This window comes from Streptomyces sp. NBC_01515, from assembly GCF_045040345.1.
In the GTDB taxonomy this organism is placed as follows: Bacteria; Actinomycetota; Actinomycetes; order Streptomycetales; family Streptomycetaceae; genus Streptomyces.
Map to the genome: position 1 here is coordinate 5,065,022 of NZ_CP109416.1, position 12,336 is coordinate 5,077,357.

Consider the following 12,336-nt stretch of genomic DNA (forward strand, 5'->3'; position numbering starts at 1 on the left):
GTACGGGTGGGACCTGTGCGTCAGCTAGGACGTGAACCCGAGCCTGACAAGCGAATGTTGCGACGAGAGTTCCTCACGGTGAGGAACAGGTTGACGGCCGATGACGTGCGGGAGGCCGCCTTCGCACTCGCCCGCCGTGCCCTGGAACTACCCGAGTTGGCGCACGCGCACACAGTGGCGGCGTACGTCTCCGTAGGGAGCGAGCCCGGAACGCTCGCGCTCCTGGACGCACTCCGCGCGCGGGACGCCGAGGTCCTGCTCCCGGTGCTTCTCCCGGACAACGACCTGGACTGGGGCTCCTACGACGGCGAGGGCTCGCTCGCACGGGTCCAACACGGCGGAAAGATGACCCTGTTCGAGCCGTCCGGCAAGCGGCTCGGCCCGGACGCCGTGACGGCCACCGACGTCGTCCTGTTGCCCGGTCTGGCGGTCGACGGGCGCGGGATGCGCCTGGGGCGCGGCGGAGGGTCGTACGACCGCGTGCTGGCGCGGCTGGAGCGGGCGGGTGTCCATCCCGCGCTGGTGGTGCTGCTGTACGACTCCGAGGTCGTCGAGCACGTGCCTGCGGAGGCGCACGACCGGCCGGTGCGGGCGGTGGTGACGCCCTCGGGTGTGCGGCGTTTCCTGGGGAACTGAAATGGCCCTCCACGCGTGCGTGGAGGGCCATTTCGGGTTGTCCGGTTGGTCAACGAGTCACGGTTTCAGCACCAGGGTGTCGCTCGTGCTGCCGTCGACCGCCTTGGACGAGAACGACCAGGGCAGCAGTTCACCGTTGACCCACTTGCTGGTCTGGTCGGTGTAGTGCGCGCTGTAGGCGTGTCCGGAGGCGCCGGTGAGGTTGATCCACTTGGACTTGTCGAAGTCGTCGAGGTTCACCACCATGCGCATCGACGGCACCCAGACGACTCCGTAGCCGCCCGCCGCGTTCCAGCCGGTCGCGTTGACCGTGGCCTCGCCGCCGCTGAGCTTCCAGGGGCCGCGGTTGAGGACGTACTGGACGATGGCGGGGCCTTCTACGCCCAGGGTCTGGTTCTTCAGGAACAGGCGGTGCAGCCGGCCCCAGCTCCAGGTGTCGATGTCCTTGCCGAGCTTGGCGGTCAGCTCCCAGCGGGCGTCGATCATGGCGCGCTTGAACAGCTGGTTCATGTTGCTCGCCCCCGGGCGGTTGCCCGACTTGGGGGTCTTCCACCAGTCGTTGGTGGGGTCGTCCATGAGCTTGCGGACGACCTCGAACCAGCGGTCGCCGCCGTCCGGTTGGGCCTGGTCGGCGTCACGCTCGCCGCACTCGCGCACCTTCTGGTTGTCCTCGTCGGCGGGACCGGTGGTGTCGACCGGCGAGACGAACAGGCACTGGCCCTTGACCCGCAGCTCCTTGGGCAGCTTGTTGCCGAAGGCGAGCTTGAGAATGTTGCGCCACACCGAGTTGAAGTAGGCCGCCGCCGCCGAGTCGGCGTCCTGGGTGTAGTCCCAGCCCTCCAGGAGCTTCTGCGCCTCGCGCACGTCCGGGTCGGGCTCGTCGATCTTCAGCAGCTTGGGCACGAGCAGCTTGGCGATCTCGCTGCTGTCGTCGAGCTGCATCTGCCGCATGTCGTCGGTGGAGATCTTGCCGCCGCCGTCGATCTTCGACTGGATCAGATCGGTGATGCGCTGGCTGCGGGTGCCGTAGCCCCAGTCCGTGGTGAGCGTGTACGGGTACTTGTCCTTGTCGATCACGGCCTGGTTGGCGGTGACGATGTAGCCGCGCTTCGGGTTGTACTCGTACGGCAGGGCGGCCTGCGGGATGTAGCCGGTCCAGTCGTACTTGGAGTCCCAGCCGGGCACCGGCAGCGAGCCGTCGCCCTTCCCGCGGATCGGGATCCTGCCGGGCAGCGTGTAGCCGATGTTGTTCTTGGTGTCGGCGTAGACGAGGTTCTGCGAGGGCACGTCGAACTTCGCGGACGCGGAGCGGAACTCGCTCCAGTCGGACGCCTTGTCGATGGCGAAGACGGCGTCCATGGTGGTGCCCGCGTCCTCGGCGGTCCAGCGCAGGGAGATGCCGTAGCCGTCGCCTCTGTCGGGGGCCGCGGTGTCGACGGCGGCCTTCTTGCCGACCTGCACCAGTTCGTCGTTGCGGTCCGAGAGCAGCGGTCCGTTGTTGGTCTCCCGGACGACGATCTTCTTGGAGGCGCCGCCGGCGACCTTGATGGTCTCCGTGCGGGTCGTGAAGGGCTTCGTCGTGCCGTCGTACAGGTAGCCGTCGCCGGAGAGCTTCTCCAGGTAGAGGTCGGTGACGTCGACCCCGGAGTTGGTCATGCCCCAGGCGATGTCCTGGTTGTGGCCGATGACGACGCCGGGCATGCCCGCGAAGGTGTAGCCGCTGACGTCGTACTGGCACTTGCTGGAGATCACGCGGCAGTGCAGGCCCATCTGGTACCAGACGGACGGCAGCGACGCCTCCAGGTGTGGATCGTTGGCCAGGAGGGGCTTGCCGGTGATGGTGTTCTTCCCGGCGACGACCCACGAGTTGGAGCCGATGCCCTGGCCGTTCACGCCGACGGCGGTCGGGAGGTCGTCCAGGACGTTCGAGAGGCCCGCCAGCTGGCTCGTGAGGGCCGAACCGGACGAGGACGACGTCGAGCCCGTCGTGCCGCTCGTGGACGTGCTGGAGGAGCTGTCACCGCCGTCGAAGGTCTTGGTGTACTCGTCGTACTCGCCCTCGGTGACGATCGGCTGGTTGCGGCTGTACGGGTAGTCCGGGTACAGGTCAGCGATCTGCTGGGGGCCGAGGCGGCTGGTCATCAGGGCGCGGTCGATCTCGTCCTTCATGTTGCCGCGCAGGTCCCAGGCCATCGCCTTGAGCCACGCGACCGAGTCGACCGGGGTCCACTTCTCCGGCGTGTAGTCGTACTTGAAGCCGAGAGCCGCGTACTCCAGGGAGATGTCCTTGCCGTCCTTGCCCTTGAGGTAGGCATTGACTCCCTTGGCGTACGCCTGGAGGTACTTCTTCGTGGAGGCCGACAGCTTGGTGTCGTACTCCTTCTGAGCCACCCGGTCCCAGCCCAGGGTGCGCAGGAACTCGTCGTCCTTGACCTGGCTCTTGCCGAACATCTCGGACAGCCGCCCGGCGGTCATGTGCCGGCGCACGTCCATCTCGTAGAACCGGTCCTGCGCCTGGACGTAGCCCTGCGCCATGAACAGGTCCGCGTCGGAGGACGCGTAGATCTGCGGGATGCCGTAGCTGTCGCGCTTGACGTCGACGGGGCCCGACAGGCCGTCGAGCGTGATCGAGCCCGTGGTCTGCGGAAGGGAGGCACGGACCGTGCTGACGGACCAGTACGCGCCGTAGGCGATGCCCCCGATGATGGCCATTACCAGAACAAGCACCAGTAGACGGGCTTTGCGCCCCTTTTTCCTGCCGGACTTGCCGGGCTTATGACCCGATGAGGCGGTGGTGTTGGGGGGCATCGCTGTCCTTGCTGTCCTAACGCGAGCGGCAGGGCGGGCTGTGCTTTTGACTGAGCGCTGGAGCAACCATAGGCGCAGGGTCCCGAGCGACTTGACGCGGAGTCGGGTACCGACGCGGACGGGCGTTCGATCTTGCCTCGCGAAGTGTCAAGAAAGCGTCAAGAGTTAGGTAAGGTAACGAAGTACTTGGATGCATGGCGCCGCAGCCTCGCGTCCCCTGTACATGTGCTGCCGCCCTGCACGCGCGTCAGCCGAGGAAGGGAAGGCCACTGACTGTCCACCACCTCGACCAGCTGCTGCTCGTCTGCTCGCTCGTCCTGCTCGTCGCCGTCGCGGCGGTCCGGATCTCCTCGCGCAGCGGGCTCCCCAGCCTGCTCGTGTACCTGGGGATCGGCGTCGCCATGGGCCAGGACGGCGTCGGCGACATCCACTTCGACAACACCGAGCTGACCCAGGTCATCGGGTACGCGGCCCTGGTCGTGATCCTGGCCGAGGGCGGCCTCGGGACGAAGTGGAAAGAGGTCAGGCCGGTCCTCTCGTCGGCCGCCACCCTGGCGCTGGCGGGGGTGGCGGTGAGCGTCGGCGTCACGGCGGCGGGCGCGCACTACCTGGTCGGCCTCGACTGGCGGCAGGCGTTCATCATCGGGGCGGTGGTGTCCTCGACGGACGCGGCGGCGGTCTTCTCCGTGCTGCGGAGAATCCCCCTCCCCGCGCGCGTGACGGGCACCTTGGAGGCCGAGTCCGGCTTCAACGACGCCCCGGTGGTCATCCTGGTCGTCGCCTTCTCCACGGCCGGCCCGGTCGAGCACTGGTACATGCTGGTGGCCGAGATAGCCCTGGAGCTGGCCATCGGCGCGGCCATGGGCATCGCGGTGGGCTGGCTCGGCTCCTGGGGGATGCGGCACGTGGCGCTGCCCGCCTCCGGCCTCTACCCGATCGCCGTCATGGCGATCGCGGTCACCGCGTACGCGGCGGGCGCCCTGGCGCACGGCAGCGGCTTCCTGGCGGTCTATCTCGCCGCGATGGTGCTCGGCAACGCCAAGCTGCCCCACTGGCCCGCCACGCGCGGTTTCGCCGAGGGGCTCGGCTGGATCGCCCAGATCGGCATGTTCGTCCTGCTCGGCCTGCTGGTCACCCCGCACGAGCTGGGGGACGACGTCTGGCCCGCGCTCCTGATCGGCCTGGTGCTGACGATGGTGGCCCGGCCGCTCAGCGTGGTGGTGAGCCTCACGCCGTTCCGGGTGCCCTGGCAGGAGCAGACCCTCATGTCCTGGGCCGGGCTGCGCGGCGCCGTGCCCATCATCCTGGCGACGATCCCCATGGTGAACGGCGTGGACGGCAGCCGTCGCATCTTCAACATCGTCTTCGTCCTGGTCGTCGTCTACACCCTCGTCCAGGGTCCGACGCTGCCCTGGCTGGCGCGCAAGCTGAAGCTGGGCGAGGGGGCGGAGGCCGCCGACCTCGGCATCGAATCGGCGCCCCTGGAGCGGCTGCGCGGGCATCTGCTGTCCGTCGCGATCCCCGGGGAGTCGAAGATGCACGGCGTCGAGGTCAACGAGCTCAGGCTGCCGGCCGGGGCCGCGGTCACCCTCGTCGTACGCGACGGAAAATCGTTTGTCCCGCTGCCCTCGACGGTCCTGCGGCGCGGGGACGAACTCCTCGTGGTCGCCACGGACCCCGTCCGGGACGCGGCGGAACGGCGGCTGCGCGCGGTGGGTCACGGCGGCAAGCTGGCGGGGTGGCTGGGCACGGACACGACAGGCGCCGGTCGTTAAGGGCATGTTTCGTACGGTTCACATGTTCACCAATCACAGGTGAACGCGCGCGTGGTGCCCGTTTTCACAGGCTCACCGACCTTCATCACCTGTACGATGAAGGCACATTCTGATCGAACCAACTCTGCCTGACGCAGTGCTGGCGCGACCGTATGGCGGCCGAATCCCTCTCCGCGTGGGCACCGGTATCTACCGCAGTTCCGCGCAAGAGGACAGCTCTCGGCGCCCCCCGCACAGGGCGCGCTACCAGGTGGCAGAAAGGCACGGGCCGTGGCATCCACGGTCACCTCCGGGACGGGATCCCGCCCCGGATACGGGCAGCTGCTGCGCACGCGTGGCGCCTGGACGTTCCTGCTCCCCGGCTTCGCGGCACGCCAGCCGTTCGCGATGCTCACCATCTCCATCGTGCTGCTCGTGCAGCACACCACCGGCTCCTACGGCGCGGCGGGCGCCGCCGCAGCCGTCACCGGCGTCTCCATGGCCCTGTTCGCGCCCTACAGCGGACGGCTGGCCGACCGCCACGGACAGCGGGCCGTCCTGCTCCCCGGCGTCCTGCTGCACACCCTGTCGGGCCTCACGTTCACGGCCCTCGCGCTCGGCCACGCGCCCCTGTGGGCACTGTTCGTGGCGGCCGTACCGGCCGGCGCCTCGGTGCCGCAGATCGGGCCCATGGTGCGCGCCCGCTGGGGCGTGAAGCTCCAGGACTCCCCGCTGCAGAGCACCGCGGCGGCCTTCGAGTCGGTCACGGACGAGCTGACCTTCGTCTTCGGCCCGCTCCTGGCGACCGCCCTGTGCACCGCCGTGAACCCGGCCGCGGGCCTGATCACGGAGGCGGGGCTCACCCTGATCGGCGGCCTGCTGTTCGCCGCCCGGAAGACCACCCAGCCCAAGGTGGCCCTCGTCGGGCACGCACGCGTGGAGCACGTTTCCGCACTGAGCATCCCCGGGGTGCGCGTGCTGATCGTGACCTTCCTGGGCATCGGTTCCGTCTTCGGCGGCATGCAGGTCTCCCTGGCCGCCTACACCGAGTCGATCGGCGAACCCGGCCTGAACGGCGTCCTCTACGGCACGTTCGCCGCCGGCAACATGCTCTCCGGACTCGTCTGCGGTGCCGTCGCCTGGAAGGTCGCCCCGCAGCGCCGCCTCCTGGTCGGCTACGCGGCGCTAGCGCTGACCGCGTCCGCCCTGTGGACCGCCCATTCGGTGCTGCTCCTGGCCGGTCTCGGTCTCCTGGTCGGCATGTGCATCGCGCCCGCCCTGATCACCGGCTACACGCTGGTCGAGGGGCTCGTCCCGGCCGGCGCCCGCACCGAGGCCTTCACCTGGCTGACCGGCGCGGTCGCCCTCGGCCAGGCCGCCGCCGTCACGGTCGCCGGACAGCTGGAGGACCGCCTGTGGGGCGGCGCCGGTTTCCTGGTGCCGATGGCCGGTACGGTGCTCGCCCTGGGGACCCTGGTGGCCCTCCGGTCACGCCTCGCGACCCGGCCCCACAGCCGCACCGTGGCACGTGGCGTCGGTCACCGCGTGCCGGTGGCAGTGGACTGATCCCCGGGAATACGTCAGTATGGACGCTCGTTAGCACTCATTGAGTGAGAGTGCCAGGAGGAAGACAACAGTGCCGACCTACCAGTATCAGTGCACCGAGTGCGGCGAGGGCCTTGAGGCGGTGCAGAAGTTCACCGACGACGCCCTGACCGAGTGCCCCAATTGCGGTGGCCGCCTGAAGAAGGTGTACTCCGCGGTCGGCATTGTCTTCAAGGGCTCCGGTTTCTACCGGAACGACAGCCGCGGCTCCTCGTCGAGCAGCTCGCCGGCCACCCCGAAGCCGTCGACGTCCTCGGACTCGAAGCCGTCCACCCCCTCGACCTCGTCGTCCTCCTCGGACTCGAAGTCGTCGAGCTCGGGCTCCTCGTCCAGCAGTAACAGCTCCGCCGCGTAGGACCTTTCCGCGGGACCCTGTCGTCGTACGACGACAGGGTTTTCGGCGTTTCCGGAGCCGGTTCCCGCCTCCGTTCCTGCGGCTTTTCGACGGCGGCTAGGGTGCTGGCCATGGCGAACGCAGAGATCGGCGTAATCGGTGGCTCCGGGTTCTACTCGTTCCTCGACGACGTGACCGAGATCCAGGTGGACACCCCCTACGGACCGCCCAGCGACTCCCTCTTCCTCGGCGAGATCGCCGGCCGGCGGGTCGCGTTCCTGCCCCGGCACGGGCGCGGCCACCATCTGCCGCCGCACCGCATCAACTACCGGGCCAACCTCTGGGCGTTGCGCTCCGTCGGCGTGCGCCAGGTCCTCGGCCCGTGCGCGGTGGGCGGGCTGCGCCCCGAGTACGGGCCGGGCACGCTGCTGGTGCCGGACCAGCTGGTGGACCGTACGAAGTCCCGGACGGGCACGTACTTCGACGGACTCCCGCTGCCCGGCGGCGCGGTGCCGAACGTGGTGCACGTGTCCCTGGCCGACCCCTACTGTCCGACCGGCCGGGCGGCCGCGCTGAAGGCGGCGCGCGGCCGGGACTGGGAACCGGTCGACGGCGGCACGCTCGTGGTGATCGAGGGCCCGCGCTTCTCGACCCGCGCCGAGTCGTTGTGGCACCAGGCGCAGGGCTGGTCGGTGGTCGGCATGACCGGCCACCCCGAGGCAGCGCTCGCCCGTGAACTGGAGCTCTGCTACTCCTCGTTGACCCTGGTCACCGACCTCGACGCGGGCGCCGAGACCGGCGAGGGCGTCTCCCACGACGAGGTCCTGCGGGTGTTCGCGGCCAACGTGGACCGGCTGCGGGGCGTGCTGTTCGACACGGTGGCCGCGCTGCCGGAGAACGGGGCGCGGGACTGCCTGTGCGCGAACGCGCTGGGCGGGATGGACCCGGGGTTCGAGCTGCCGTAGCCGCGGTAGGTGCCGTAGACGCTGCGGCTGGGGATGCGGAGAGGGCCGGGGATGCGGAACTTCCCGTTCGGGTGAGGGAGTTGTCCACAACCGGCGGGTAGCACACGGGCTCCGGCGGGCCTCGGCGGATTGCCGCATCGTGGGACCGCAAGCCGATCCCTCGTCGCAGGTGGTGGTCCCCATGTCCCTCTCCCCTCCCTCCCCTCTCTCCTTCCCTCGCCCGTTGGGCGTCGACGCTCCGCCCACGTGCGAGGTGCCGCACTTCGCGCCGGTGCGGGTGCGCGGCGGTCGCGGTCAACTGCGCCGGTTGCTACGACACCGGAGGCGGGCCGTGGCCGCGGGGCTGGCGCTGACCGCAGCCGCTCTCGTGGCGGCGGGACCGCGTGATGCGGCGGAGGCGCGGCACGGTGAGCGGCCTCGCGGGCATCCGGTGGTCGATGCGGTACGGCAGCGCCGGGCGGTCGAGTGGGTGTCGGCGCCGGTGCGGATCGCCGACGCCGGCACGGTCCGGCTGTTGCGGGCCGGTGACCGGGTGGATGTGATCGCCGCCGAGGAGTCGGCGGCGGGCGGTGAGGCTCACGTGGTCGCGCGCGGGGCGCGGGTGACGAAGGTGCCCGAGCCGCTCGAAGTGGCGGACGGCGGCGGGGCGTTGGTGGTGCTGTCGGTGCCGCGCTCCACGGCGGCGCGGCTGGCCGGCGCGAGCGCCACGGCACGGCTGGCGGTGACACTGTGGTGAACCGCACGCTACGTGTCGTGGTCCGGGCCTTCCGTCGCCTGTGCGAATTCGTGTCAAGTCCCTCGTTCGAGTTACTGAATTGGACAGGGCGGCCGGGCCTTGACGTAGGTTGCGGAGCTGTTGGTTCCACCCCCCGCGCGTGCGAGAAGAGGCTCCGAGTTGAGCGAGAAGAAGAAGGAATCGGGCGTCTGGCAGGGCTTCAAAGCCTTCCTGACGCGCGGGAACGTCGTCGATCTGGCAGTCGCGGTCGTCATCGGCGCCGCCTTCACGAACATCGTCAACTCGGTGGTGAAGGGGATCATCAACCCGCTCGTCGGGGCGATCGGCACACAGAACCTGGACACCTACAGCTCGTGCCTGAGCAGCAGTTGCTCGGGCGACAAGGGCATCCAGCTGATGTGGGGCTCCGTCCTGGGAGCCGCCCTCAGCTTCGTGATCACCGCGGCGGTCGTCTACTTCCTGATGGTCCTGCCGATGTCGAAGTACCTGGCCCGGGCGGAGGCCCAGCGGAAAGCCAAGGAGGGCACGCACGAGGTCATCGAGATCACCGAGCTGGAGGTCCTCAAGGAGATCCGCGACGCGCTCGTCGCGCAGCGGGGCGAGGGACACCGGGAGCCGTAACCGACGGCTCAGGCACGGCTGACGGTTCGGATACGACCGGCGGCTCAGGCGTGGCCGACTGCTCAGATGTGGTGGGGCGGCTTCTCGTCGAGGAAGCGCTTCAGGTCGGCCGCGCTGTCGCCCTCGGGCCGCTCGCCCCACCCGCGGTCCGTGTCGTCCGAGGACGGCCGGCTCAGCGGGTCGTCGAAGACCAACGCGGGCTTCGGATCGCGCGGCTCGGGTGCGGGGACGGTACTCATGCCTCCAGGGTACGGCCCCCGGCGGACGTTATCTGCTGTGCTTGGCCCCATGACGTCCGAGACTCACAGTCCCCAGCGCCCCCTACGACCCCTGCGCCCGCTCACCGCCCGGGGCCGGGACGAGCCGCACCGGGTCGCTTCACCGCTGGAGCTGTTCTTCGACCTGTGTTTCGTGGTGGCCATCGCGCAGGCGGGCCTCCAGCTGGCGCACGCCGTCGCGGAGGGGCATGCGGGCGAGGGCGTCCTGAACTACGCGATGCAGTTCTTCTCGATCTGGTGGGCCTGGATGAACTTCTCCTGGTTCGCCTCGGCCTACGACAACGACGACGTGCTGTACCGGGTCGTCACCCTGGTGCAGATCGCCGGTGTCCTGGTCCTCGCGGCCGGGGTCTCGCGAGCCTTCGACCAGCACGACTACGTGGTCGTCTGGCTCGGCTACCTGATCATGCGGCTGGCGATGGCAGCGCAGTGGCTGCGGGCGGCACGGGCGGCACGGGGCCCGGAGCGGACGATGGCGTTGCGGTACGCGGGTGGCGTACTCCTCTGCCTGGTCGGCTGGCTGGGGCTGGTGGTCCTGCCGGAGCACGCACGGGTGTGGGTGTTCCTGGTGATGGTGATCGCGGAGCTGTGCGTGCCGCTCTACGCGGAGAAGGACTACACGACGCACTGGCATCCGCACCACATCTCCGAGCGGTACGGGCTGTTCACGATCATCGTGCTGGGCGAGACGATCGCGGCGGCGACGGTCGCGGTGAAGTCGGGGGTGGACGAGAACGACGCGCTGGGCGAGTTGCTGCCCATCGCGGCCGGCGGCCTGTTGATCGTGTTCGCCGCCTGGTGGATCTATTTCGTGGTACCGATCCACGGACATCTCCGCTCCAACCGGCAGGCGTTCCTGTGGGGTTACGGCCATTACCTGATCTTCGCCTCGGCGGCCACGATCGGTGCGGGCCTGGAGGTGGCGGTCACGGAGGCGGTCGGCAAGGCACATATCTCCACCCTGGCGGCGTCCGCCGCTGTGACCCTGCCGACGGCGCTGTACCTGCTCACCGTCTGGGCGCTCCACGCCCGCCACTACAAGGTGGGCCTCGCTCAGCAACTGGTCCTCCCGGTGGCCGCGTTGCTGGTGATCTGCTGCACGTTCCTGGGGCAGTGGGCGGTACTGGCAGCGGGGCTGGTGTCGGCGCTGACAGTGGCGGTCGGGGTGACGTTGACGGCACGGATGGCTGCCGCCGGGGAGAGCGGGGGCGGGACGACGGTGCCGGTGGGCTGACGACGGCTGGACCGGCCGAGCGCGCTGGAGCGACCGGTGCGGCAGCGACTACACCCGCTGAGCCCACCGCCACCAGCACGGCCACCACACGTGCTGGACCGGCCGCCACCGAAACAGTCGCCGAAGCTCAGTCGACCGGCGCGGGAACAGTGGCCCAAGCCGGGTTGACCGTTTGCGGATCACCGGCGCGCACCGTACCGACAGTCCCCGAATCAGCCGGGTGCTGGGCAAGACTGACCTCCATGACAGTTGACGCGTTGACGGATGTGGCCGGGGTGCGGGTGGGGCACGCGACGCGGGCGGGGGGCGGTTGGCTCACCGGGACCACCGTCGTGCTGGCGCCGGAGGGTGGGGCGGTGGCTGCCGTGGATGTGCGAGGTGGTGGGCCCGGTACCAAGGAGACCGACGCGCTCGATCCGCGGAACCTCGTGCAGCGGGTCGACGCGATCGTGCTGACCGGCGGCAGCGCGTACGGGCTCGATGCCGCGTCCGGGGTGATGGCCTGGCTGGAGGAGCAGGGGCGCGGGGTGCGGGTCGGCGTGGACCCGGCGCACGTCGTACCGGTGGTGCCCGCGGCCTGTGTCTTCGACCTGGGGCGAGGCGGCACCTTCCGGGCCAGGCCGGACGCGGCCACCGGGCGGGCGGCGGTCGAGGCCGCCGCGATCAGTGGGCCCGGGGTGCGGGTGCGCGAGGGGTGTGTGGGCGCCGGTACGGGGGCGGCGGTCGGGGCGCTGAAGGGCGGGGTCGGGACCGCGAGTGTCGTGCTGGAGTCGGGGATCACGGTGGCGGCGCTGGTGGTGGCCAACGCGGCGGGGTCGGCGACGGACCCCGAAACGGGCGTGCTGTACGGGGAGTTGTTCGGGGGGAGGGTGAAGTATCCCGAGCCACACGTCCATGAGACCGCGCGGCTGCGCCTCGCCGAGGTAGCCGCCAAGAACGCGCCTCCCCCGCTGAACACCACGCTCGCGGTGGTAGCCACGGACGCCGAACTCACCAAGGCGCAGGCCCAGAAGCTCGCCGGCACAGCGCACGACGGCATCGCGCGCGCCGTACGTCCGGTGCACCTGCTGAACGACGGGGACACGGTGTTCACGCTCGCCACCGGGACCCGTCCGCTCGACGCCGAGAACCCCCTCGCCCTCAACGCCGTCCTGGCGGCCGGCGCGGACGTCGTGACCCGCGCGATCGTGCGCGCGCTACGCGCCGCCGAGCCGGTGGACGGACCGGGCGGAACATGGCCGTCGTACGAGGTGCTGTACGGGAGACGCTAGACACCCTGCGGCGACAGGCACCCGGGCCTGCCCCCGCAGCGACCGGCGCAGGCACCCGCGCGCTCGTCCCGTCGACGGCAAGCACCACATCGCC

Annotated in this window: 11 protein-coding genes; 9 read left to right on the forward strand and 2 right to left on the reverse strand. The window is 70.0% G+C overall.

What is annotated here, in order from left to right; genetic code table 11:
• Positions 1 to 54: 54 nt before the first annotated feature.
• A complete protein-coding gene (locus OG407_RS22500; protein ID WP_405860592.1) occupies positions 55 to 636 on the forward strand; it encodes a 5-formyltetrahydrofolate cyclo-ligase in 582 nt (193 codons plus the stop codon).
• A 57-nt stretch (positions 637 to 693) separates the two neighbouring features.
• On the opposite strand, the gene OG407_RS22505 is transcribed toward OG407_RS22500, so the two are convergent.
• Positions 694 to 3,444, reverse strand: coding sequence for a penicillin acylase family protein (locus tag OG407_RS22505; protein ID WP_405860594.1), 2,751 nt, complete (start codon positions 3,442 to 3,444; stop codon positions 694 to 696).
• A gap of 194 nt (positions 3,445 to 3,638) precedes the next feature.
• Between OG407_RS22505 and OG407_RS22510 the strand changes: the two genes are divergently transcribed.
• From OG407_RS22510 to mscL, 6 genes are all read left to right on the forward strand, one after another.
• Complete coding sequence (locus OG407_RS22510) at positions 3,639 to 5,219, forward strand: potassium/proton antiporter (protein WP_405860595.1); 1,581 nt, start codon at positions 3,639 to 3,641, stop codon at positions 5,217 to 5,219.
• 270 nt (positions 5,220 to 5,489) lie between these two features.
• Positions 5,490 to 6,764, forward strand: a complete 1,275-nt coding sequence (locus tag OG407_RS22515) for an MFS transporter (RefSeq protein ID WP_405860597.1) — start codon at positions 5,490 to 5,492, stop codon at positions 6,762 to 6,764.
• Between the two features lie 70 nt (positions 6,765 to 6,834).
• Positions 6,835 to 7,158, forward strand: a complete 324-nt coding sequence (locus OG407_RS22520) for an FmdB family zinc ribbon protein (RefSeq protein WP_365305682.1) — start codon at positions 6,835 to 6,837, stop codon at positions 7,156 to 7,158.
• A 110-nt stretch (positions 7,159 to 7,268) separates the two neighbouring features.
• Positions 7,269 to 8,102 carry an S-methyl-5'-thioadenosine phosphorylase gene (locus OG407_RS22525; protein WP_329350491.1) on the forward strand — a complete coding sequence of 278 codons (834 nt, stop codon included), beginning with the start codon at positions 7,269 to 7,271 and terminating at the stop codon, positions 8,100 to 8,102.
• A 181-nt stretch (positions 8,103 to 8,283) separates the two neighbouring features.
• Entirely contained in the window at positions 8,284 to 8,838 is a 555-nt protein-coding gene (locus tag OG407_RS22530) for a hypothetical protein (RefSeq protein ID WP_405860599.1), read from the forward strand.
• A gap of 159 nt (positions 8,839 to 8,997) precedes the next feature.
• Positions 8,998 to 9,459 carry a large conductance mechanosensitive channel protein MscL gene (mscL, locus tag OG407_RS22535; protein WP_403588910.1) on the forward strand — a complete coding sequence of 154 codons (462 nt, stop codon included), beginning with the start codon at positions 8,998 to 9,000 and terminating at the stop codon, positions 9,457 to 9,459.
• A 62-nt stretch (positions 9,460 to 9,521) separates the two neighbouring features.
• Here mscL and OG407_RS22540 read toward each other — a convergent pair whose 3' ends face one another.
• On the reverse strand, positions 9,522 to 9,698 hold the full coding sequence (locus OG407_RS22540) for a hypothetical protein (RefSeq protein ID WP_106971187.1): 177 nt from the start codon (positions 9,696 to 9,698) through the stop codon (positions 9,522 to 9,524).
• A gap of 49 nt (positions 9,699 to 9,747) precedes the next feature.
• Between OG407_RS22540 and OG407_RS22545 the strand changes: the two genes are divergently transcribed.
• Positions 9,748 to 10,971 carry a low temperature requirement protein A gene (locus OG407_RS22545; protein ID WP_405860602.1) on the forward strand — a complete coding sequence of 408 codons (1,224 nt, stop codon included), beginning with the start codon at positions 9,748 to 9,750 and terminating at the stop codon, positions 10,969 to 10,971.
• Positions 10,972 to 11,213: 242 nt separating this feature from the next.
• Complete coding sequence (locus OG407_RS22550) at positions 11,214 to 12,242, forward strand: P1 family peptidase (protein WP_405860604.1); 1,029 nt, start codon at positions 11,214 to 11,216, stop codon at positions 12,240 to 12,242.
• Positions 12,243 to 12,336 lie beyond the last annotated feature (94 nt).

Coding starts and splice junctions, on each gene's coding strand:
- OG407_RS22500 (WP_405860592.1), top strand. CDS start 55: ATGTTGCGACGAGAGTTCCTCACGGTGAGGAACAGGTTGACGGCCGAT.
- OG407_RS22505 (WP_405860594.1), bottom strand. CDS start 3,444: ATGCCCCCCAACACCACCGCCTCATCGGGTCATAAGCCCGGCAAGTCC.
- OG407_RS22510 (WP_405860595.1), top strand. CDS start 3,639: ATGGCGCCGCAGCCTCGCGTCCCCTGTACATGTGCTGCCGCCCTGCAC.
- OG407_RS22525 (WP_329350491.1), top strand. CDS start 7,269: ATGGCGAACGCAGAGATCGGCGTAATCGGTGGCTCCGGGTTCTACTCG.
- OG407_RS22530 (WP_405860599.1), top strand. CDS start 8,284: ATGTCCCTCTCCCCTCCCTCCCCTCTCTCCTTCCCTCGCCCGTTGGGC.
- OG407_RS22540 (WP_106971187.1), bottom strand. CDS start 9,698: ATGAGTACCGTCCCCGCACCCGAGCCGCGCGATCCGAAGCCCGCGTTG.
- OG407_RS22545 (WP_405860602.1), top strand. CDS start 9,748: ATGACGTCCGAGACTCACAGTCCCCAGCGCCCCCTACGACCCCTGCGC.
- OG407_RS22550 (WP_405860604.1), top strand. CDS start 11,214: ATGACAGTTGACGCGTTGACGGATGTGGCCGGGGTGCGGGTGGGGCAC.